Here is a 21,386-nt window from a genome sequence, read left to right on the forward strand (position 1 = left end):
AGCCCGAGCCGTCACCGTGAACGAGTTCGTCGTCGAAGTGAAGCCGTCCGCGCGGCGGACCAACGGCGCGGTCGGAGCCGCTGTCGTCCGTCGCGGGACCCGTCGCCGTTTCGGAACGCGCGCCGACGCCGAGTCGTGGGCGGCGTCGCTCTCCGGCGGGAACGAGCCCCGCGTCTGGATTCGACTCGCCGACCCGCGCGACGACTCCGCCGTCGACGGATATCTCGTCGGCCGTCGCGGACGCGTTTCCCTCGACGGTGCGTACGACAAGCGCCGCCGCCGACTCCGCGGCGGGACCGAGAGCGAACAGTCGGGTTTCGACCGCTTCTGACTCCTTCGGCCGTTTCCGACCCCTTCGACCGTTCCCGGCCCGCCTCAGTCGCTACCGACCGGGAGCGCGTCGGTGTCGGCGTACTCGCGGACGTACACGTCGACGAGCGCTTTCAGCACGCCGAGGACGATGGGGCCGAAGAAGATGCCCATGACCCCCAGCGCCGCGACGCCGCCGAAGATGCCGACGACGAACAGCCCGGGGTTGAGACGCGCCTCTCGCCCGCCGATGACGGGGCGGAGGTAGTTGTCCGAGAGGCTGACGACCACGGCACCGTAGACGAACAGAAACCCCGCCGGGACGTACTGACCGGTGAGCGCCAGATACACCGACGCCGGAATCCAGACGACCGACGCCCCGATGAGCGGCAGCAGCGACAGGAGAACCGTCACGACGGTCCAGAACACGGCGCTCGGGAACCCGACGACGAAGAAACCGATACCGGTGAGGATGCCCTGGACGACGGCGACGAGGACGTTGCCGACCAGCACCGCCCACATGAGGCGGTCGATACGGGCGTGGAGTTCGTCCTGAATCGACGGTGGAAGCGGTATCGCCTCGTGAATCCACGCGACGAGTGCGGTGCCGTCGGTCAGCAGGTAGTAGAGTAGAAACAGGAGGACGGTGAGACCGATGACCGCGTTCGAGAGCCCGCCGAAGACGTCGACGACGCTGCCGACGAGCGTCGACCCGCTCCCCTGCGCGGAGCCGAACAGCGCTTCGACCGAGACGTTCATCCGAGTGAACTCCTCGAACTGCGTCGCCCCCGAGAGCAGGTCGCGGACGGCGGCGAAGACGGAACGTGCCTCTCTGAGGACGACTTGCACGACGAGGGCGACCGGCAGGAGAACGGCCAACGTCGAGACGGCGATGAGGGAAACGGCGGCGACGCGAGCGCCGACCACGCGTTCGAGTCGGCGGTGAACCGGCTTCAACACGTAGGCGAGAAGCACTGCGGCGAGGACGTACTGGAGAAACGGATACAGCAGTAGGACCGAGAGTACCCCGGCGACGCCGATTGCGAGGAGAAGAAACGAGCGGTCGCGCTCCATACCCCTTACAACGACCGACAACCGGATAAATCGAGAGGCTCGCGTCGACGCAGCGCTTCGGGACGGTGACGACGGGTCTCACGCGGCGTCGCGCGCGACGAGACGCGCCGCTCGGAGTATGACGGTCGGAGAAGCGCCGAGGGAGAGATTTGAACTACGCGGACTTCGCTCCCGCCGGTCGCTCGTCCTCTCGTTCAAATCACTCCACTGTCGTTCACGTCGTCGAGCCTCGCAGCGCGATGAAACGCGCCGCTCGGAGTATGACGATTGGAGAAGCGCCGAGGGAGAGATTTGAACTCCCGAGTCCGAATGGACAGTAGATTTCGAATCTACCGCCTTGGCCAGGCTAGGCTACCTCGGCTTACGTCTCCACAATCGCCCGCCCTCGTTTAATCGGTTTCGATTTCTCCGGGCGAATCACCGCTGTGGGAGACACTCACGACCGGCCAGTGGGTCTAAGTTCTCCGAGAACGCGTCTCAGGTACATGGATATCTCCGACGCAAGCACCGCTTGCGACCAGGTCCTCGACACGGTGAAAGGTGCGGTCATCGCGGACGACGAGTTCTTCGAGCGCATCATGCTCGGCGTGCTCGCCCGCGGTCACGTCCTCCTCGAAGACGTCCCCGGCACCGGCAAGACGCTCACCGCCCGCAGCATCGCGCAGGCGCTCGGTCTCAGTTTCTCCCGCGTGCAGTTCACGCCCGACCTGCTGCCCTCCGACGTCACCGGGACGAACATCTTCAACGAGCAGGACCGCAGTTTCGAGTTCTCCGAGGGCCCCATCTTCGCCAACATCGTCCTCGCCGACGAGATAAACCGCGCGCCGCCGAAGACGCAGGCCGCCCTCCTCGAAGCGATGGAGGAGGGGCAGGTGACCGTCGACGGCGAGACCCACCAGTTGCCCAAGCCGTTCTTCGTCATCGCGACGCAGAACCCCGTCGAACAGGAGGGGACGTTCCCGCTCCCCGAGGCGCAGGTCGACCGCTTCTCGGTGAAGACCGCCATCGGCTACCCCGAACTCGACGGCGAGGTCGAACTGCTGCGCCGTCGCGCCGGCCGCGACACGCGCAGTCCGACCGTCGAGACGGTGCTCACACAGGACCAGGTGCTGGCGATGCGGGCGACGCCCGAACGCGTCCGCGTCCACGACGACCTGCTGCAGTACATGGCCGAGATAACCCAAGCGACGCGTAACGACCGCCGCGTCGCCGTCGGTGTCTCCCCGCGCGGTACCCAGCGGATGTTCGAGACCGCCCGCGCCCGCGCCGTCTACGCCGGCCGCGAGTTCGTCACGCCCGACGACGTAAAGCGCGTCAGCCACCCGGTGCTGGCCCACCGCCTGGTTCTCACGCCGGACGCGAAAGTCTCGGACGTGGACAAAGCCGACGTCGTCGACGACGTGCTCGACTCCGTCGACGTGCCGACCGTCGAGTTCGAAGCGCGGTAGCGCGGACGCAACGCGAGTCGATTTTTCACCCGCAGCTTCAGTCGCGCAGCGCCGCCACGAGCGCGACGACGCCCAACAGGAGGAACACGAGCGCCGTCACCGGCTGCCCGCCGCCGGCGGCTTGGTACGCACCGTAACCCAGGACGGTCGCGACGATACCGACCGAGAGCGTCGACGCCGCGTGGACGAGTTCGGCGCGGGTCGTGTTCGTCTCCCGACCGAGCTGCTCGCCGATACCGATGGCGTTCTCGCCGGCGTCCCACGCGAACACGGCCGCGAGAAGCCCGACGAGCAGCAGTTCGGGGCCCGACCCGGCAATACCGCCGAAGAGGATCGCCGCGAACAGGGCGACGCCGCCGGCAGTCACCGCTCGGCGTCCGCCGATCACCAACCCGACCGCGAGGACGACGACGCCGACGGCCGCCGCCGCGAGCGCCGTCGACGAGCTCAGCGCCGCCGCGACGAGACAGACGCCTGCGCCGACCATCGAGAGCGAGACGCTCAGAAGTGCGGGTTTCCGCGTGATTTCGCTCACGAGGACCACCGCTCCCGTGCGCGAGCGAGTTCGGTCGCCAGCGACTCGTCGCGCCAGTCGATGACCCGGATGCCGGCCCGGCGCAGTCGGCTCATCCGGTTCCGGCGTTCGACGCGTGCGAGGCGGCGGCCGGGCGTCTCGTCGGCCGTCGGGTCGGGGCTGACGACGGTGACGAGGTGACCGTGGGCGTCGAGACGCCGCGCCGCGGTGACGACGTAGTCGTCGACCAGCGGCGAGAACAGGATGACCTGTGCGTCCGCCGGCAGGCGGCGCTGGAGGCGGCGGAGGCGAATCGAGGGGAAGAACGCGGCGTCCTCCGGCGGCGTCGGCGCGAGCGACGGATGCGTCGCCAGCAGTCTTCGCCCGCGCGCGCGGTGGTCTCGACCGGTTCCCGGCGGCAGCCAGAGGCTCTCGGCGGCGAACGTCGCCAACCCGACCCGGTCGCCGCCGTCCAGCAGCGCGACGAACGTCTCGCCGGCGGCCTCCGCCGACCGTTCGACGGCGTTCGGCGCGTCGGGTTCGGGCGCGAGGTACGAGCCCTCGCGGGCGTCGACGAGCAACACGACCGTCGCCGCCCGCTCCTCTCGGAACTCGGTCGTCGCGAGTTCGCCGGTTCGCGCGAGTCGGTTCCAGTCGACGCGCTTGAGCGGGTCGCCGCGGCGGTACTCCCGCGTCGAAGTGAACTCCAGTCCCGCGCCGGCGACGTCCGTCGAGATGCGTCCGGCGTACTGCGTCGTCAGCCCCCGAAGCGGGAGGTTCTCGGTCGCCGACAGCCGCGGTTCGCAGCGGAGCACCGTCTCGGTGCTCGCCGCCGTCGCGCGCTCGTTGCTCCCGCTGGCGTTGCGAGCGATAATCCGCATCGGCTCCCACTCGTGTTCGCCGCGCACCGCCCTGACGGCGTACGAGAAGCGCGCTCGCTTCCCCGGCCTGAGCGCCGTTCCGAGCCGAGCGGTCCCGTCCGTGACCTCCAGCGCGGGCGGAACGCCGTCGACGACGCGGAGGTCGGGAAGCGTCGATTCGCCGACGTTTCGGACGGTGACGGTGACGCGAACCGTCTCGTCGGGTGCCGCCGTAGAGTCGTCGAGTTCGCGTTCGACGGCCACCGAGGGGTCCGGCGCGTCGCCGCCGTAGGCGTACGCGGCGTAGGCGATGCCCAGCACGCCGGCGAGCAACAGCGCCGGCTGGCGCGGCGAGACGAGAATCGCCAGACTCCCCGAGAGGAGTGCGAGCGCCTCGACGCCCGTCCACCGGTTCGTCTCGAAAGCGCTCATCGGCTCCCCTCCTGAATCGCCACGAGTTCGTCGACGACGCGGCGGGCGCTCCGCTCGAAGGGCGACTCGGTTCGGAGCATCGCTCGGACGCGAGCGACGAGCGACGGACGCGGCGGCGACTCCCGGAGCGCCGCGGCCGCGACGGGGTCGTCGGTCCACGTGCCGGCGTCGAGGCGTTCTTGCGCCTCCTCGGGCGTCAGACCGCCGTATCCGACGAGCGTCTCGCGCGCCGCCTCGCGGAGTCGTTCGCGGACTCGCTCTCGCTTCTGTGCGCGCCCGAGCGAGCGCTCGCCTGCGAACTCGACGTCCACGTCGTCGCCGGGCACCGGTACGTGGTATCGGAGTTCCGGGTCGTCGGTCGTCGTGGCGTGGAACGTCGTCTTTCGACGGGAGAGGCCGTACCGAATCCCCTGGACGAGCGCGAGCGCGCCGACGAGCGTCACGACGAGGTAGTCGAGGCCGAACGCCCCGGCGAGACCCCGGTTGACGACGACGGCGAAGCCGAAGACGGTCGCGGTGAGCCCCGCGAACGCGGTGACGGTTCTCACCGGCTCTCGTCTCCCTCGGCGTCCGCAGCGCCGTCGGCGTACGCCGACTCGATGCGACGGAGCGCCGAAACGGCGCGTTCCTCCCGGTCGGCGGTCACCGTTCCCTCGCCGTAACGGACGTACTCGAACAGTTCCGTGAGTTCGCGCACGTCCCCGCGGGCCATCCCCGCGTCCTCGGCGGCGACGGCGAACTCCTCGGGGGTGCTCGTCTGCGGACGCTCGACGTCGAGCAGGCCGGTCATCTCGACCCACGCTCTGTACACCTCGTTGTCGGTGTCGGCGTCGGCTTCGATTCGGTCGGCCGCGCGACCGGCGGCCGCTCCGAGGGCGGCCACGTCGGGTATCGGGTCGGGCGTATCGTCGGTGCCGTCGACGACCTCGTCGTCGTCGCCGGTGGAGACGAACAGCAACAGCACCGCGCCGACGAGGACGACCCCGAGGATGGCCAAGAGCAGTATCGTCGGCGTCGTGAGCGTCTCGCCGGTCCCGGTGAGCCCCGACGAGCCCGCCGAGCCCGGAAACAGCGAACTGTTGGTCGAGTTCTCTCCGCCGCCGAATCCGAACGACGAGTCCGGGGTCGCACAGGAGGTGAGAAGCACGTAGAAGATGAGAACCAGGCTGCCGAACGAGACGGTGAACGCGAGGCCGAGGAGGTACGACCCGGTTTTGTATCGGGCGACGGCGTTCATCGCGACGAACGCGCCGACGATGGTGGAGGCGACCCACCACTGCGTCAGCCAGGGAACACAGAAGCTCAGCAGCGGGGCCGCTTCACTCTCGCCGTTCACGAACGGCTGTTGTTCTTCGGGAGCATCGCTGCCCCCGCCGAAACTACCGCTGTCGGAGGTACCGAGGCCGAAACTGCCGCCGTCGTCGATGACGACCGCGGAGTCGAGGGTCGCGGCGGCGAGGGCGAGCGCGCAGACGGCGAGAGCGGCGAGACCGATCCGGAGGGCTGTGTCTCTCTGCACGGCACGTGATAGCGTGGCAACGCCGTATAGTGGTTTCGACACTGACTCATCAGCCAGGAATCACGAACGGATCGCCGGAGAGACTCAGTCGGAGGTGGGAGGTTCGGGTGCGCGTTCGTCGACCAACGGAAACGAGTCGAAGTATCCGTCGTCGGCGCTCTCGACGATGGCGTCGTTTCGAGCGCCGTCGGCGGCGGCGTGGCGGTACGCCTCGGTTCGGCTCTCGTCGTCGCCGAGCGGAACCATCGAGACCGTGGTTCCGTCGGGGGTCACGCGGACGAGCAAGTATCCCTGCGGGAACGAACACGCGGCGGGCGTCGTCACCTGCGTCACGCCGTCAAACGAGTCGGCCCGTCCGCCGCGAGGACGACCGTCGGAGACGCCGGACTCGTCGGACCCACCGGAGACGCCGGAGACGCGGGCGGCCGTCGGCCAGTGGATGTGGCCCGAGACAGCCAATTCGACGCCGGCCGAATCGAGCGCCTCGACCACTGCGTCGGCGTTCCGGAGCTGGTAGTGGTCGGTGTCGGGGAACCGCTCGACGAGGCGGCCGACGTGGGTCGTCGGGTGGTGGAAGACGGCGACCGTCGGGCGCTCGGGGTCGACGGCGTCCGCTATCCAGTCGAGTTGTGCGTCGGAGATGCGGCCCGCGTGGCCCTCTCGGAGCGTCCCGTCGGCGTCGGAGGCGCTGTTGAGACAGACGACGTCGAGACCGCCCAGACGGGACCGATACGGCAACTCGTCGGGACAGTGCGCGGCGACGAACGAGGACAGCGGGGGGGTCTGGTGGTCGTCGAACGCTTTCGGGACGTCGTGGTTCCCCGGGACGGCGAGGTACGGCGCGTCGAGTTCCGAGAGAATCTCCTCGACGCGGTCGAATTCCGGGGGTGCCCCGTCCTTCGTCAGGTCGCCCGCGAAGACGAGTCCGTCGACGTCCCGCCGATTCACGTCGTCGACGACCGATTCGAGTCGGGACTCGGTCCGGTGAAACACCTTCCACGTCCCCTCGGCGTCGGCAGTGACGTGGGCGTCGGAGACGACGGCGAGCGTCGTCTCGGGTGCTTTCGGTCGGTCGAGATGCGCGAGTTCGGTTTCGCGGGTGGGGCCGGACATCGGTGTTCGGCGGGGCTAGCCCGTCCGGGCGGGTAAACATATCGGCCGCGTTATAATTTTGTGAGAGTAGCGAACGCGCGTCTTATCCGAATCTGCGGGCGAAGAAACTCCCTCACCATCGACGACGAGAGATTCGAGCCCCGTCTCTTCGAGTTCGGGTTCGTCGCCGAGGCGGACGCGTACCGACGTCGGAGTGCCGAACGTGCGTCGACGGCCGCCCCCGCGTCGACGGCCGCCTCGGCGCTCGACAGACGCCCTGTGCGGTGACCGGGACTACTGATTCCCCGTCGGCGCGGACACTAGAAACGTTCTCGCACCTTTCCGTTCGAGGTACAGTTCGACGCCGCGTTCGCGCTGACGGTCGACGCAGGCGGGAACCTCCTCGGCGGCCAGGTCGGTTATGTCGATGCACTTCCGCGACTGCTCTCGGTCACGCCTCACGGCGATGCTCATACACGTACATTCGTACTGAGTGACTTGTAGGCGAGCCTAGCAGAGCGAAAGTGAAACTGAACGACGGCGTCGGGGTCGACTCGGCGAGCGGCGGAGTCGACTCGATGAACGGCGGGGCCGACTCGACGAGCGGTGGGGTCGACTCGACGAGCGGCGGGAGAGTCGGGACTCCGGGGGTACGACCTGGTTGCGTTTCAGCGAACCGCGTCGGGAGAAGCGGTGGCTTCGGGGCGTTGATGTAAGCGGTGTCGAGCGGTCACTCCAGCGACTCGGCGGCGTACTCGGCGACGTCGGCGGAACCACAGCACCGACAGCGCTCGTCGTCCGCATCGAGCGTGGTTCCGCAGCGACGACACTCGTAGAACGTCGCGTCGCGCGTTTCCCGACCGACGACGGATTTGACAGATTCGAACATAGATACTCAGGGGGCGTCGCGCCCGCTTGGTTGGTTGTGACGGTAGATACATTAGAAGGTTGTCCATCCGCGGTGAAAGTGTAAAATCCGCCTCCGTCATGCGATTTTGAACCGAATATGCGTGAGAAAAAGAAGGAGAAGCTACGGCCGCGGCGTCGCCGTTCCTGCGGCGTACGGGTCCGCTCTCGAAACCGGCGACCGGCGTCTCACAGACGTTCGAGCGGGAACTCCGGAGTCCGCGGGTCCAGTCTCGGGTGGATGTCAATCCGCCCACGTCCACCGCGAGTCGAGGACGTACCGGTAGACGCCGCTGATGACGATTGCGAGGCCGTTGGCGAGTAGGTACGGGACGCCCCGCCACGCGACCAACCCGTAGAGGATACCGAGTTGGATCGGAATCGCGCTCCCGCGGACGAGGTTCGTCTTCACCAGTCCGGAGAGAAACGCGTTCGTCCCGGTGTTCTGAAACGCCTGGAACGTCCACGTGTTGTTCAACACGTACTGGAAGACGATGGTTATCTCGATGGCGATGGCGGCCGCCAGCAGGTAGTTTATCCGCCCCCGTTCGACGAACAGCCACAGCAACACCATCTGGACGCCCGCGGCGACCGCACCGACGATGACGAAGCGACGCAGGCGGACGGCGATGGGGCTCTCTACGAGGGCCCGCAGCAGCGCTCGGACCACGGTTATCGGTATCCGAGCGCGGAGAGGCGGGTTTCGACGGCGTCGTCGACGGCGTCGTCGGACGCGTCGTCAAGTGCACCCTCGCCGGCTCCGGCGAGCAGTTCGGCGTGTTCGACCGCCGGTTCGCGGAGTCGAGCGACGACCGACTCGTCCTCAGGGGTGGGAGCGACGGTTCGGTCGGTCTGTTGGTCGGGGTCGCTCGCTCGGTGGTACAGCTCCCGTGCGCCGGTCTCGGTGTTCTCGACGTAGGTCCACTCGCGCGTCCGCACGCTCACGAGCAGGTCACCGTCGTCGAGACTGCGGGGGATCGGCTGTTGGGTGACGTCGTCGCCGCGGACCGCGACGGAGACCACGGGGTCGGCGCCGGGGTCCGTGCCGTCGACGACGCTCGAAACGAGGCTCTCGCCGTTCCACTCCGCTGGCGAGTCGACGTCGAAGAGGTCGCAGACCGTCGGCGGGACGGCGTCGAGGCCGACGTGTCCGTCGATGCGCCGAGCGTCCGCGCCCGGGACGTCGACCACGAGCGGGACGTGGATGAGTTCGTCGTAGAGCTTCGGATAGTGGGCGAGGTGGCCGTGTTCCTGAAACTCCTCGCCGTGGTCGCCGGCGACGACGACGGCCGTCTCGTCGCGGTGTCCTGCCGCGTCGAGGCTGTCGAGGAGGCGACCGATACTCGCGTCGACCTGCCTGACCGCCCCCTGGTACAGCGTCCGGAGGTCCGAGAGCGTCCGGTCGCCGACCTCCCACCCGAGGCCGGTGCGGGTGTGCGCCAGGAGCATCCGGTGGGTGCCGAACATCGCCGAGGAGACCTCGCGGATGTAGCGCGGTGCGGGGACGTAGGGGGTGTGGGCGTCCATGTAGTGAACCCACAGGAAGAACGGCTCGTCGGCGTCCTCGACGAACGACGTCGCCGCTCGCTCCACGTCGAGCATGCGCGAGGTGTCGAGGAACGGCTTGTCGTCGCCGTCGCGTCTGAGCCGCGAGGAGAGCCGTCGGAACGGCGAGGCGGCGAGCTGGAGCCACCCTTCGACCGTCGGGTGAGCGGCGAGATAGCGGCCGTAGAGACTCGACCCGACGTCCGCGACGAACGGCTCGAACTCGTCGAACCCCTCGTCGAACCCCCAGTGGTCGGTGAGGAACCCGTTGGCTGCGTTGAACCCGCCCGTCTCGACGCCCGCTTCCGAGAGCGTCTCGGCGAGCGTCGGCGACTCGCTCACGCCGATGCGACCCGTATCCGCGAACACGGGGCGCGAGGCGAGCAGTCCGGGGAACGAAAACGGCGTCCAGTTCCCCGTCGCAAACGCGTTCTCGAACACCGTCCCTCGGTCGGCCAACTCCTGTAGTACGGGCGTGTGCCGGTCGGAGTCGTACGGACTGATCGCATCCGAACGGAGCGAATCGACCGTCACGAGTACCACGTTGGAGATGTCGGCGTGTGTCGTCATGGGTAGCGAGCCGTGTTGCCACAGACTGGCGCCCCTCTGGTCTCCACCCGACCGCCGTTTCCACCGACGCTGTCGACGAGGCGGTCCAGTCAGTGTCGAAGGCGTGGACGCCAGTAACGTCCTCCCTACGCAGGTCACCCCTGTCACAGTTTCGGTTTCGACGATTGGCGTGAATCGGGGTCGTTCGGGCTCGAGAACGCTGATCTACCCTGTCGTCGCCACCCTATCGGACGGACGCGCTCGGCGATGCGACGACGTCCAGACCCCGACTGTAGTAACGAATCGGCTCTCCGTCGGGCCGGGCGAAGCCGTTCGCGCGAAAGAGCGTCTCGGTTTCGACCGTCGCGTCGGCCGGATACAGCGTCCACGAGTCGTGGTCGACATCGGTGTACCGAACCGTCCCGTCGGGCGCTTCGGTGTAGAACCGGTAACGCTCGGTCAGGAACGCCGCCAGCGGGTCGTCGGCCGAGGAGAACGGGTCGCCCGTCGGCCAGTAGGTCGCCCGGTAGTGTGCGGGTCTGTCGCCGGGGTGGAGTCGTCGACTCCGAAACTCGACGCGGCCGTCGTCGAGTTCGAGCGAGATTCGGGCGTAGTAGTACGGGAGGTGGTGGAACACCCGCGCGCCGAGGACGCTCAGAGCCCCCTGCGCGTCGAGATTGAAGAAGTACACCGCCGGTTCGCCCTCGTAGGTGACGTACGTTCGGAGGTTCAGTTCGGGGAGCGAGAGCCCCAGCCGCCGCGGGAGCCCTTTCGGGCGGACGCTCACGTTCGTGAACGGTACCACCGAGAGCCAGCCGGACCCGTCGTACTCGTCGACGGCGAGCGCCTCGGGGAGGTGGTCGGCGAGGCGGTCGGGGTCGACGCGCCAGTTCTCGAACAGGAGATGCCGCCACCCCATCGCCAGCAGGAGTACCATGCTCGCGCTACGAGCGAAGGAGGTAGTAAGCTTCGGTCGGAGAGGCGACACCGAACGAACCGCGAACCGCGAACCGCGAACCGCGAACCGCGAACCGCGAACCGCAAACCGTGAACCGCGAACCGACGGCTCTCTCTCTCACACGCTGCGAATCGCCTGCAATTACGCTTTCGTCGCGTAGGCACAACAGAGTGGTCGACGAGCAACTTTAGCTCCGTTTTACTAAGTTCAAGAAAAGAAACATGTAGTAAAATATTTACGCGCGGTGTGGAACCGTCTACCGTGACTCAGCATAACAGGCGGACGTTCCTGAAGTTCACCGGCACAGCACTCGGCGGTCTCGCACTCGGCGCGGGGACCGCAGCAGGCGCGACAGGAGCGGACGACCGGTTCCTCGTCGACCTTCGCGAGGTCTCTCGCGCGGACGTCCCCGACAGCGTCGAAATCGTCCACGACCTCTCGGAAGTCGACTTGCTGGTCGCCCGCGGCGACGCCGCGGCCGTCGGCGGGGCGGCCGCGACGACGCCGGACGTGACGGTGTATCAGGCGAACGGCGGCGTCGCGGCGGAGGCCGACGGTCCGAAAGCGAGCGAGGAGAGCGCGAGCCACAACCACGACGGCCCCGCGACGAACACCGAACTCCAGTGGGACAAGCGCGTCCAGAACGTCGGCGACCTGACCGACAAACCCGGCGACGGGACGTTCGTCCACGACGTGACGAAGGGCGCGGGTACGCGCGTCGCCGTCGTCGATTCCGGCGTCTACGACGCGCACCCGGACCTCGCCGACGTGGTGAACCCCGAGCTCTCGGCGAACTTCACGACCGACGGTATGGACTTCCGGCCGAACGGCGCGGGCAGCCACGGCACCCACGTCGCCGGAACCATCGCGGCGACGAACAGCAACGACGGCCCCGCCGGCGGCGTGCTCGGCACCGCCCCGGAGACCGAACTGCTCTCGCTGCGCGTCTTCTCCGGCGTCGAGGGCGCGACCGGCGATACGCTCATGGCGCTCGTCTACGCGGCCAATCAGGGCTGCGACGCCGCCAACATCAGCCTCGGCTACCCGTATCCGTACGTCGACCCCGAGCAGTTCCCCGAACTGCTCGCCATCAAAGAGGCGTACCGCCGCGTCGCCGCGTACGCGCGCGAGAAGGAGATGGTTATCGTCAACTCCGCCGGCAACGACGGCCTCGACATGGACGCCGAGGGTATTCTGAGCCTGCCGACCGAGGTCGACGGTATCTTCGGCGTCTCCGCCACCGGCCCAATCGGCTACGGCTGGGGCGGCAAGCACTCCGACAACGAGGAGAAGTGGCTGACCGGGAATCGCCTCGAAGAGGAGACGACGGACCCGGCGTTCTACACGAACTACGGTAGCGCCGTCGAGGTCTCCGCCGCCGGCGGTGACGCCGACCTCGACGCGCTCGACGGCGGCGTCGAGGGCGCAGAGCGCGACCTCGTGTTCTCGACGGTCAACCTCGTCGAGGAGGACGGCTCCGTCGTCGCCGGCTACGGCTGGAAGGCCGGAACGTCGATGGCCGCGCCGCAGGTGTCGGGAGCAGTGGCGCTCGTCCGCTCGCTGCGACCCGACGCCGGTGCCGAGGAGGTCGAGGCGCTCATCCGAGACACCGCCAGCAGCGTGAAGGATAGCGACGACGCCTACCACGGCGCGGGTCACCTCGACCTGAAACGACTGGTGAAAGCCGCGCAGTAAGCGGGTACTCGGCCGACCGCTTACCGTTCGCTTCGCGCGTCCGACGTTTCGAGTTCCTCGACGCGCCGTTCGAGTTCTCGCACGCGTTGCTGCAGACTCGGTGACTCCTCCTCGTCGACGACGGCCGATTCGAGTCGTCGGACGCGGTGGACCAACCCGCTGAGCGGTTGCTCCGTTCGCTCCGACGAGGAGCCGGCGTAGTCCTCCGCCTCCGCACCCAGTACGTGGCGCTCGAGCGTTCGTACCCGTCGTTCCAGTCGGTCTACGTCGCTCATCGGCTATGAATACAATGTTCGAGAGGATGTATCCTCAGAACAGTCAACGGACCAGAGATTCGATATCGACGAGCGGCAATTCAAGAGTTGCTCAGACCGATGCCGTGGAATCCGTCTCGGGCGCTCACGTATACGGCGTCGTCGACGGGAGTAACACCGTAGATCGTCTGCCCAATCGTATCTTGCACTTGTACTTCCTCGGTCTCGTAGCTCCAGAGTTCGCCCTCACCGGCGGTATCAAGCGCCGATACCGTCCCCCGCCGAACCGTGTAGAGCACGTCGCCGACGCGGGCGACCGGTTCGCCGCTTCCGCCGAGTGTCAGTGCCTTGCGCCCGTTGGTGGGGTCGACGGCGACGATACTCTCCTCCGTCCCGACGTACACCGCATCCGGAGTGACGACGGGTGGGTCGCTTCGCATCGCTCCGGCAGACATACGCCAGCGAACGCTTCCGTCGGTGACGTCGATAGCGAGCAGTTCGTCAGGGCCGTCACGATACGCCACTGCGTACACGGTGTCGTCATCGACCGCAGGCGTCCCCCATTCGTCGGCCGCCTCCTCGACGGTGAACTGCGCGCTTCCGTCGGTTGCGTCGACGGCGTGGAGTCCGTCACGGCTGTTGACGAAGACGCGGCCGTCGGCGACCGCCGGTGTCGACTTCGATTCACTCTCAATGTCGTAGCGCCACTGTTCTTCGCCCGTCTCTGCGTCGAACGCTCGCAGATGCGGTGATACAGATCGAAAGCCACCGCTGTTGACGTACACCGTTCCATCGCTGACCGTCGGGTTCCCCTGAATGCCGTCCATCTCGGGGCCGCGCCACAGCAGTTCATCCCGGTCGGCCGCCAGACAGAACACCTCGATGAACGATGTTACGTATACCCGGTCTCCGACCACCGTCGGTGGTGAGTTCGTCCCATACTGGACGAGTCGTGTCTGCGTCTCGATCTCGATGGTAGCAGGGTCTCTTCGAGTAAGCGACGTGTATTCCGACTCGCCCGAAAGTGTGAACAATGTGCCGTCGGCGACGCTCGCAGGTCCGACAGGCTGGAGCCGCCAATAGTGGTCAGCGTTCCGGAGGCCCGCTCCGGACGGGTTGTAGCCGGTGTTGGCCGCGTCGAACCGGTAGGTAGGCCACTGACCGCTCGGGGAGAGCTCCGGTGACCCCGGGGGCGTCCGCGTTTCTCGCTCGTCGGGACCCGAAGTGAGTTCTCCGGGCGTGTCCGGTGAGTCGGTCGCCGACGCAGTCGGTGTATCGCTGGACGAGTCGTCCGCGGGTGGTTGCTCTGTCCGGGTGGACGTACACCCGGCGAGAGCGAGTGTCCCTCCTGTGGCGAGCGTTTGGAGGAGTTGTCGACGAGAGCTGGAGGTCCGCATGGCTGCCGCTTCTCTACGACCTGGTATATGTTTTCTCTCCGAATAGAACAGAGCGAAGTGACAGAGACGGGTGCAGACTGGCTTATTTCCTCTGTTGAGTAATCTGTGGACGGTTGCGGGTGACGAGCGCAAAACTAGTTATCGGAACTATCGGAAATCACCCTGTTCCGTTTATTACAGCTCACGAGGAAGACTGCTGGTAAGCATGATCAACGATGCTCGCGTTCTACAGCCCGAGTTCATCCCTCAGGAGATCGAGCATCGCAATCAGGAGACGAACGTCCTCTCGAACGCGCTCAAACCGATTATGGATGGTCAGCCGGGAGAGACCTCACTCCTCCTTGGACCATCCGGTGCTGGGAAAACGTGCATTGCGCAGTTTACCGTCGAACGCCTCCGAGAGAACGTCCTCGACATCAACACACAGTACATCAACTGCTGGCAGGACTACACTCGGTTTCGTGTGCTTTACCGTATTCTCGAAGGTATCGACCAAACGGTGGATATTCACCGACGCTCCACACCACGGGACGAACTCCTGACTCGGATCCAAGAGTACGATGGGCCGCACTACGTTGTCATTCTCGACGAAGTCGACCAACTCGAAGATAAGAGCGTTCTCTATGACCTCTATCGCACGCGTAAGATTACGATGGTGCTCATCGCCAACCGCGAAGAGGACCTGTTCTCGATGTTCGACGAACGCTTGACGAGCCGTCTGCACGGGAGCGTCCGGGTTGAATTCGAGAGATACCACCTCGACGAACTCGTCGCGATTTTAGCTGCGCGGGCACGCTGGGGATTATCGGAAAATGCTATCGGAAATCAGCAACTCGCTCTCATTGCCGATGCTGCAGCCGGTGATGCACGGATCGGAATCAGCATTCTTCGCAACGCCGCGCGACTCGCAGATCAGCAGTCTTGCAACACAATCTCGAATGAGATTCTACACGAGGCTGTCCCCGACGGACGCGAAGAGATCCGACGGTCGACTGCTGACAAATTGCGCGAGCATCAGCGCGCCCTCTACGAAATTTTACTCGAAGAAGGCGAGATGAGTCCGGGCGATCTCTACGACGAATACTGTGAGTACGTCGACGAACCAAAGACGAAGCGAACCGTTCGTAACTACCTCCAAAAGATGGAGCAGTATCGACTCGTCGTCGCCCAAGGTGAGAAGCGTGCGCGGACCTACAGACCTCGGGAAAATGGGTCCTGAAAGACAGTATCGGAATTTCGGAAACACCCCTGTCTTGGTTATGACACGAAAGCCGCCTAGATACTGTTGTGATGTACCAGCAGACCAATGACCAACCGACGCTCCCGACGCTAAACGACGGGATGACACTGTTACAGGCAAATCGTAGAGCGACAGGTGTGTTACAGTCGCTCGTCGTCGACCACCTGCTCTTAGAAAGTGGTGACGCAGTCTGGGTCGACGCTCGTGGAAACGGGACGACACAGCAACTGTGTCAGATTGCACCGACTATGAGAGTCCTCGACCGCATTCACATCGCTCGGGGATTCACGCCATGGCAGCACTACAGCCTGCTAACGGACCTTCCGGATCAGATCACCGAGGACACGTCGCTCGTCGTCCTTCCGGAGTTCGATTGGTTCTACCGGGCTGACGACCTCCGACGCGGTCAAGGTGAACGAATGTTCTCGGAGGCAGTTTCGCGAGTCATGGAGTTGCTCGACAACGTCGACGTACCGATTCTCCTCACGCTATCAGAAAGAGACGACTTCGCCGAACCACTCCACAATGCAGTTTCAGAAACAGTTGAGTGTGAGCTGACAAAGTACGGGCCGCGGTTCTCGGGTGACTCGTTCGAGACACTCGTCTACCCGCTCGAAAACGGAATGGTCCAGACGACGATTGCGTACTGGAACCAGATTCTCGCTGCCCGTCACCCGGCTGTGGTTCCGGTGACTTCGTCTCCGGAGGTGACCACCGTTGGGGCGAACTAATCCGACGTACCGCGACATGGTCCGAGCGACTGAAAGCCGATGGTCGGACTACCGACGAGCGCTCAGACACGGTGACCAACCGTACTTCGACCAGCTGTTCGAGCACGCTCGCGCTCATGCAGATGCAGGTGGGTATCTCAATCATCAGTCTGTCGAGATTCCGATTCTGTTCTCCATCGCATTGGAACAGGAGAAGCGGATTACATCGCTTGAGAATCGAATGGACATCGACGAATTCGTCGAGTGAGCTATGTCGTTCAAATTCGACTATCTCGAAGGCGACGTACTCGAGTGGTCACTAACTCCTGACGGTGTGGAGTTCACTCGAAACTCGTCGTACGAGCCGACGATATACGTCTCGGCGCACGGAGAGGGCGACCTTGCGGAGGTCTCGGAAGTCCTTCGTCGACATCCCAAGGTCACACTCGCACACTTGGTAGAGGAGCGAATCGGGTTCAGACACGATCAAGAACCGGTGCTTCGCGTCGATGTTGTCGACTTAGATGCAGTTACTGATGTTGCACACGAAGTCAGGGGGTGGAGAAAACCCGGCGAGTACCGATGCTACAACGTCGATTTGAGCCGTGAGTTCAGGTATTGCCTCGAAGAAGGCGTGTCGTCGACACCCGAGCGAACACTCACAGTTCTCGATATCTCCATTTCAGAGTCTCAGCTGGCCAGTGGACGAATTACGACGGCTGATCTGGACGACGAGACGATAAGTGGAACGCAAGAGGAGGTCCTTGAAGTAGTCCACGACCGGCTCAGTGCTGACGACCCCGACGTCCTTCTACTCAACACAAGTGAGGCAGTTCCGGGGTTGTACGAACAAGCCGAACGAGTTGGGAACCGAGAGTTCGAGTTAGGACGCCTCCCTGGTTGGCAACAGCTCGCTGGAGAGTCGACGTACGCGAGTTATGGGAACGTCGGTCACTCGCCAGCGCGGTACAACCTCCCTGGGCGGGTGATTATCGACCGCTCGAACACGTTCATGTGGAACCAGACGAATCTCGATGGCTGCCTTGACCTCGTCGAACGGTCAGGAAAACCGCTTCAGGAGTTAGCCTGGTCGTCTATCGGAACTATCCTCACAGCGATTCAGATTCGAGAGGCGCGGAAACGAGGTGTGTTGGTGCCGTGGAACTCCTGGCGGCACGAGCAGTTCAAGACGATGTGTCAGTTGCACGAAGCCGACCGTGGTGGGTTCACGTTCGCACCGAAGGTCGGCCTGCACGAGGATGTCCACGAACTCGACTTCTCGTCGCTGTACCCGAACATCATCGTTACCCGTAACGTGAGTCCTGAGAAGATTCGCTGTGAGTGCCACGCCGATCGAGAAGACGTTCCCGGACTCGGGTACTGTATCTGCGACGAACGTGGCTATCTTCCAGCTGTCCTCGAACCGCTCATCGAAGATCGCGACGCGATTAAAGCTGAACTCCGCGAGACAGACGATCCAGAGCGAGAGAATGTGTTAGAAGGGCGTTCGAACGCCATCAAGTGGATTCTCGTCTCCTGTTTCGGGTATCAGGGATTTTCGAACGCGAAGTTCGGCCGCATCGAGTGCCACGAAGCGATTAACGCGTTCGCTCGTGAGATCTTGCTCGACTCGAAGCAAGTGTTCGAACAGAATGGCTGGGAAATTGTCCACGGTATCGTCGACAGTATCTGGGTCCGCCGAATCAGAGACGAGGAGCAAACGCCACTCGACGAACTCGTCGAGCAAATCAGCCAAGGAGTAGGGATTCGGTTGGAGTACGAAGCGGCGTATGACTGGATTGCATTCGTCCCGATGCGCGATAGCGACGCTGGTGCGCTGACGAAGTATTTCGGGAAAGTCGCCGACGAGGACGAATACAAGTATCGAGGTATCGAGTGCCGACAGCGCAGCACGCCAGCCTTTATCGAAGAAGCGCAGACGGACATGATTCGAATCCTCGACGAGTATCAAGAGCCAGAGCCAGTCTGCGATCGACTGAAGCTGTGGGTCAAGCGTCTGCGGAGCGGTGGCGTTGAACCGGAAGACCTCCTCATCAACAACCGAGTCACGAAGCACGTCGACGAGTATTCGCAGTACACGCGAAACGTCGCGGCACTCGAACGGGCCGAGGGACACGGCCTCAGTAGGAGTCCAGGTGAGAGTGTCTCCTACGTCGTCGTTGACGACGAGAAACGGTCGAGAGATCGGGTAGCGTTGGCACACGAAGATCTCTCTACGTACGATGTCGACTTCTACGAGACGCAACTTCTCCGTGCAGCCGAGAGTGTTCTTTCGCCGCTCGGATGGCGTCGCTCTGCTATCGAGAACGCGTTGTCAGGGTCGCAGGACTCGAAGCTCTCAGCGTTCGAAAGGTGGGGATAGTGGGTCGACTGATTACTAACAGTCGAGTGCTTCTTGGAACGGGATCATCGCGCGACGCTGTTTCGTCTCGATCAATTGCGGATTCTTATCAAGGGTTTCGAGGTCCTGGCCATCATTCTGAACGCATCATATTTTGTTGAGGTACTTTCAATGAGAGAGTAATCTCGTCGACCGATGACAAAATAGTAGATACACTTAGGATATGTCGCAAAGCTATCTCGAAGAGTTGACCACAAAATGAGTCGTGAGGAATTCGATTTATCTGGACTAGTAACAAACGCGGAAGCTCCAAAAGACATCATCAGATCGGATCGTTATGGATCTGCAGACGACGAGGTGCCCTCAGGACCAACGATTCGATGTGCCATCTGTGGGATTCCAGAGGAAGAAGCTAACCAACTTCCAATCGGATACTCGAATCCTGTCTGTAGAGACTGTGGCGAATTCGCAACTGACGAAGCTGGAGACAATCCTTGGGTCGGGTGGCCACCCGGCGAACGGCCGAAACCCAAGTCAGGTACTATCCAGCTGGCACCAGATGCTGGGGCGAATCCAGTATACATTGCAGGAGTGAAATGTTGGAGACGGTATCGATTTGGCGGCTATATCACACGGCGAGACGCCTTTGATTGCAACTCCGTCGAAGAGTTCACCGAGAAACACCGAGTTGAGCCAGGGTGGATTCATGCTTTCAACACTCCTCACCCTAAGGGAGTCGATATTTCACGTGAGCAGTACGATGAATACCGTTCGCTGGTAAATGACCTTGAGAAGCTTAGTCGAACTACCCAGCGTCTACTTCACGATCCTTATTCTACCGAGTTATTGGAGATCCTTCAAGCACATGTCGACGACTTTGATGAAGATCTCCAGTCTCGTTTACCAGACAAAGCGGAATTGAACATCAAAGAGTATGCGAAGGAAATTTATTTGGCTGTAAAACGAGAAAAGGACCATGTAGAGAAGTTGACAGAATTTTGTGAGCGATACTACTCTGAGGTCTAAGTCAGTTTTTTCTGGTCGAACTTCATTCAGTGAGTAATGTCAAAACATCCCTCAAAGGACGAGGTCTGGGATGAGTGGGTTAGACGAACTGTACTCGCGGATATCAATACAGTTGACACGCCGGATCCAGTTCCAATAATCGACGATTCGGGCGAAGAGATAGAGGTGACTGATGAATATGAATCCTACCGATTGGGACGGGGGAGAGGCGATCATCTGTATCTCTTGTATCTCCTTGACGGATTGGGCGAGAAACCTTCAGACATTATTCCAGTCTACATCGGTGAAACGGGTAGTGTCGCAAGTCGGCTCCTGACTCATTTCAGAAAGCTACGCAATGCCCTCCCAATCTCCGACTGGGAAGACGATGGATCTTGGGGGAGCTTCGGGAAATACGATCATATTGCGACCGTCTACGACCGTACTGATTCACCGCTCTATGCATGGGTGGTTGATGTCAACGAGATCGACGTCGGTCCATATGGGTATCCCACATATCGACAGGAGCTTGAGGCGAAGACGGTCGGTCTCGTCCATTCGAATCCTCGATTCAATCGAACCTTCGCGAACCGAGATTTCGTTCCAAACAGAGTCGCTCATGAGATGGGGAAAGTGGGAACAGAGTGGGTGGATTTGGCAGATGACACGCCTAATGAAGAAGCACAGATAGCCGCCAACAAAGCGGGTCGAGACCTGAGCGGTAAGAGCAAATCAGACCTCTGGCACGACTGGGTCGAGCAAACAATCTGTCGAGAGATCCGCGGCTCCGAAGAAGACCCGATTCCATTGTTCCAGACGGACGAAAATCTCGTTGTCGATTTTAAGGAACGTGGTTCGTCGACAGTACTCAAGCGGAGCGAAGCCATTGATTCCCGTATCCGTCAGGAAGGAAAGCGCTGTGTCCACAGAACGGGTGTGAAAGACGGACCTAACGGGCTACTATACGTTATGTACCAGCTCGCCACCGATAACCCATCACCAGAAGACATCACCCCACGGTATATTGGCAAGGCAGAGGCCTATGGGAAAAAGAACGAACTGAGTGGGAACTTCGAGGAGATTGCGAAGGATCGGACTGGAACTGGATGTTTCGCTCGATGGGGTGATGGGAATTACTACCACATAGGAGAGCTATCAAGGACGGTGTTCGGGAAAGATTCGAAGAAGCTCAGCTGGGCGAGCGAGTTGTTCGATCAAGGTACACACCAGCTCAAGGAGCAAACGTACCTATGGATACGTGCTTGGGACCCGCAAAAACACCCTGGGCCATATGGCTATCCAGCGTACTTGGCAGAGGTAGAAGCACTGTTGATCGGGTTGGCTTACGAAGCATATCCGAATCAACTCCTGAACCACAAAGAGGTCCCAGCAGAAGCGCCTTCTAATCAGGGTGGGTTCCAGTTTCGGCCTGCTTCTGTTAGGTAATCTCGACACCCATCGTAATTGAGGGTGGAGACATCAGTAGTGTCTTTTCCAGACGAAGGCGAGGAACCTGC

Annotated in this window: 22 protein-coding genes and 1 tRNA gene; 9 read left to right on the forward strand and 14 right to left on the reverse strand. The window is 63.0% G+C overall.

All coding sequences use genetic code 11. The features are described 5' to 3' along the window. Positions 1 to 16: 16 nt before the first annotated feature. Complete coding sequence (locus DV709_RS05510) at positions 17 to 331, forward strand: hypothetical protein (RefSeq protein ID WP_117592433.1); 315 nt, start codon at positions 17 to 19, stop codon at positions 329 to 331. Between the two features lie 44 nt (positions 332 to 375). Here DV709_RS05510 and DV709_RS05515 read toward each other — a convergent pair whose 3' ends face one another. After that, positions 376 to 1,383, reverse strand: a complete 1,008-nt coding sequence (locus tag DV709_RS05515; RefSeq protein WP_117592436.1) for an AI-2E family transporter — start codon at positions 1,381 to 1,383, stop codon at positions 376 to 378. A gap of 276 nt (positions 1,384 to 1,659) precedes the next feature. Continuing rightward, positions 1,660 to 1,744, reverse strand: a tRNA-Ser gene (locus tag DV709_RS05520). 124 nt (positions 1,745 to 1,868) lie between these two features. On the opposite strand from DV709_RS05520, the gene DV709_RS05525 reads away from it, so the two are divergent. Then, positions 1,869 to 2,831, forward strand: a complete 963-nt coding sequence (locus tag DV709_RS05525; RefSeq protein WP_117592438.1) for an AAA family ATPase — start codon at positions 1,869 to 1,871, stop codon at positions 2,829 to 2,831. A gap of 37 nt (positions 2,832 to 2,868) precedes the next feature. Here DV709_RS05525 and DV709_RS05530 read toward each other — a convergent pair whose 3' ends face one another. The 10 genes from DV709_RS05530 to DV709_RS05580 all read right to left on the reverse strand — a co-directional run bounded on the left by DV709_RS05530 (position 2,869) and on the right by DV709_RS05580 (position 11,185). Continuing rightward, positions 2,869 to 3,366, reverse strand: a complete 498-nt coding sequence (locus DV709_RS05530; RefSeq protein WP_117594136.1) for a DUF7519 family protein — start codon at positions 3,364 to 3,366, stop codon at positions 2,869 to 2,871. Continuing rightward, positions 3,363 to 4,637 (reverse strand): DUF58 domain-containing protein, encoded by a 1,275-nt coding sequence (locus DV709_RS05535; protein WP_117592440.1) that lies wholly within the window; start codon positions 4,635 to 4,637, stop codon positions 3,363 to 3,365. The genes DV709_RS05530 and DV709_RS05535 overlap by 4 nt, the downstream gene beginning before the upstream one ends. Further along, positions 4,634 to 5,185 (reverse strand): DUF7269 family protein, encoded by a 552-nt coding sequence (locus DV709_RS05540; protein WP_117592442.1) that lies wholly within the window; start codon positions 5,183 to 5,185, stop codon positions 4,634 to 4,636. The genes DV709_RS05535 and DV709_RS05540 overlap by 4 nt, the downstream gene beginning before the upstream one ends. Further along, entirely contained in the window at positions 5,182 to 6,156 is a 975-nt protein-coding gene (locus tag DV709_RS05545) for a DUF4129 domain-containing protein (protein WP_117592444.1), read from the reverse strand. Before DV709_RS05545 ends, DV709_RS05540 begins: the two co-directional genes overlap by 4 nt. Positions 6,157 to 6,240: 84 nt before the next feature. After that, on the reverse strand, positions 6,241 to 7,269 hold the full coding sequence (locus DV709_RS05550) for a metallophosphoesterase family protein (RefSeq protein WP_117592446.1): 1,029 nt from the start codon (positions 7,267 to 7,269) through the stop codon (positions 6,241 to 6,243). A gap of 273 nt (positions 7,270 to 7,542) precedes the next feature. Next, positions 7,543 to 7,722, reverse strand: coding sequence for a hypothetical protein (locus tag DV709_RS05560; RefSeq protein WP_117592450.1), 180 nt, complete (start codon positions 7,720 to 7,722; stop codon positions 7,543 to 7,545). A 256-nt stretch (positions 7,723 to 7,978) separates the two neighbouring features. Continuing rightward, a complete protein-coding gene (locus DV709_RS17995; protein WP_168191234.1) occupies positions 7,979 to 8,137 on the reverse strand; it encodes a hypothetical protein in 159 nt (52 codons plus the stop codon). Between the two features lie 261 nt (positions 8,138 to 8,398). After that, a complete protein-coding gene (locus DV709_RS05570) occupies positions 8,399 to 8,824 on the reverse strand; it encodes a GtrA family protein (protein ID WP_117592454.1) in 426 nt (141 codons plus the stop codon). A gap of 2 nt (positions 8,825 to 8,826) precedes the next feature. After that, on the reverse strand, positions 8,827 to 10,269 hold the full coding sequence (locus DV709_RS05575) for a sulfatase (RefSeq protein ID WP_117592456.1): 1,443 nt from the start codon (positions 10,267 to 10,269) through the stop codon (positions 8,827 to 8,829). A 223-nt stretch (positions 10,270 to 10,492) separates the two neighbouring features. Next, positions 10,493 to 11,185 carry a YqjF family protein gene (locus tag DV709_RS05580; RefSeq protein ID WP_117592458.1) on the reverse strand — a complete coding sequence of 231 codons (693 nt, stop codon included), beginning with the start codon at positions 11,183 to 11,185 and terminating at the stop codon, positions 10,493 to 10,495. A 282-nt stretch (positions 11,186 to 11,467) separates the two neighbouring features. Between DV709_RS05580 and DV709_RS05590 the strand changes: the two genes are divergently transcribed. Next, complete coding sequence (locus DV709_RS05590) at positions 11,468 to 12,901, forward strand: S8 family peptidase (protein ID WP_117592463.1); 1,434 nt, start codon at positions 11,468 to 11,470, stop codon at positions 12,899 to 12,901. 20 nt (positions 12,902 to 12,921) lie between these two features. Here DV709_RS05590 and DV709_RS05595 read toward each other — a convergent pair whose 3' ends face one another. Then, positions 12,922 to 13,176 (reverse strand): hypothetical protein, encoded by a 255-nt coding sequence (locus DV709_RS05595; RefSeq protein ID WP_117592465.1) that lies wholly within the window; start codon positions 13,174 to 13,176, stop codon positions 12,922 to 12,924. Positions 13,177 to 13,256: 80 nt separating this feature from the next. Next, complete coding sequence (locus DV709_RS05600; RefSeq protein WP_232819695.1) at positions 13,257 to 14,684, reverse strand: PQQ-binding-like beta-propeller repeat protein; 1,428 nt, start codon at positions 14,682 to 14,684, stop codon at positions 13,257 to 13,259. Between the two features lie 73 nt (positions 14,685 to 14,757). On the opposite strand from DV709_RS05600, the gene DV709_RS05605 reads away from it, so the two are divergent. From DV709_RS05605 to DV709_RS05625, 6 genes are all read left to right on the forward strand, one after another. Further along, on the forward strand, positions 14,758 to 15,771 hold the full coding sequence (locus DV709_RS05605; RefSeq protein ID WP_117592469.1) for a Cdc6/Cdc18 family protein: 1,014 nt from the start codon (positions 14,758 to 14,760) through the stop codon (positions 15,769 to 15,771). A gap of 158 nt (positions 15,772 to 15,929) precedes the next feature. Further along, positions 15,930 to 16,523 carry a hypothetical protein gene (locus DV709_RS05610; protein ID WP_198665652.1) on the forward strand — a complete coding sequence of 198 codons (594 nt, stop codon included), beginning with the start codon at positions 15,930 to 15,932 and terminating at the stop codon, positions 16,521 to 16,523. Further along, positions 16,510 to 16,770 (forward strand): hypothetical protein, encoded by a 261-nt coding sequence (locus tag DV709_RS18175; RefSeq protein WP_117592473.1) that lies wholly within the window; start codon positions 16,510 to 16,512, stop codon positions 16,768 to 16,770. The genes DV709_RS05610 and DV709_RS18175 overlap by 14 nt, the downstream gene beginning before the upstream one ends. Before the next feature lie 3 nt (positions 16,771 to 16,773). Next, positions 16,774 to 18,885, forward strand: a complete 2,112-nt coding sequence (locus DV709_RS05620; protein ID WP_117592475.1) for a type B DNA-directed DNA polymerase — start codon at positions 16,774 to 16,776, stop codon at positions 18,883 to 18,885. Between the two features lie 237 nt (positions 18,886 to 19,122). Next, positions 19,123 to 19,890, forward strand: a complete 768-nt coding sequence (locus DV709_RS17615) for a hypothetical protein (protein ID WP_157972648.1) — start codon at positions 19,123 to 19,125, stop codon at positions 19,888 to 19,890. Positions 19,891 to 19,926: 36 nt separating this feature from the next. Then, positions 19,927 to 21,315, forward strand: coding sequence for a GIY-YIG nuclease family protein (locus DV709_RS05625; protein WP_117592476.1), 1,389 nt, complete (start codon positions 19,927 to 19,929; stop codon positions 21,313 to 21,315). Positions 21,316 to 21,386: the final 71 nt, after the last annotated feature.

The organism is Haloprofundus halophilus, from assembly GCF_003439925.1.
GTDB lineage: Archaea > Halobacteriota > Halobacteria > Halobacteriales > Haloferacaceae > Haloprofundus > Haloprofundus halophilus.

Bases quoted from the DNA above. Each gene is read 5' to 3' on its own strand.
- DV709_RS05515 (WP_117592436.1), bottom strand. From the start codon at position 1,383: ATGGAGCGCGACCGCTCGTTTCTTCTCCTCGCAATCGGCGTCGCCGGG.
- DV709_RS05575 (WP_117592456.1), bottom strand. From the start codon at position 10,269: ATGACGACACACGCCGACATCTCCAACGTGGTACTCGTGACGGTCGAT.
- DV709_RS05560 (WP_117592450.1), bottom strand. From the start codon at position 7,722: ATGAGCATCGCCGTGAGGCGTGACCGAGAGCAGTCGCGGAAGTGCATC.
- DV709_RS05525 (WP_117592438.1), top strand. From the start codon at position 1,869: ATGGATATCTCCGACGCAAGCACCGCTTGCGACCAGGTCCTCGACACG.
- DV709_RS05605 (WP_117592469.1), top strand. From the start codon at position 14,758: ATGATCAACGATGCTCGCGTTCTACAGCCCGAGTTCATCCCTCAGGAG.
- DV709_RS05620 (WP_117592475.1), top strand. From the start codon at position 16,774: ATGTCGTTCAAATTCGACTATCTCGAAGGCGACGTACTCGAGTGGTCA.
- DV709_RS17615 (WP_157972648.1), top strand. From the start codon at position 19,123: ATGAGTCGTGAGGAATTCGATTTATCTGGACTAGTAACAAACGCGGAA.
- DV709_RS17995 (WP_168191234.1), bottom strand. From the start codon at position 8,137: ATGTTCGAATCTGTCAAATCCGTCGTCGGTCGGGAAACGCGCGACGCG.
- DV709_RS05625 (WP_117592476.1), top strand. From the start codon at position 19,927: ATGTCAAAACATCCCTCAAAGGACGAGGTCTGGGATGAGTGGGTTAGA.
- DV709_RS05580 (WP_117592458.1), bottom strand. From the start codon at position 11,185: ATGGTACTCCTGCTGGCGATGGGGTGGCGGCATCTCCTGTTCGAGAAC.
- DV709_RS05550 (WP_117592446.1), bottom strand. From the start codon at position 7,269: ATGTCCGGCCCCACCCGCGAAACCGAACTCGCGCATCTCGACCGACCG.
- DV709_RS05595 (WP_117592465.1), bottom strand. From the start codon at position 13,176: ATGAGCGACGTAGACCGACTGGAACGACGGGTACGAACGCTCGAGCGC.
- DV709_RS05535 (WP_117592440.1), bottom strand. From the start codon at position 4,637: ATGAGCGCTTTCGAGACGAACCGGTGGACGGGCGTCGAGGCGCTCGCA.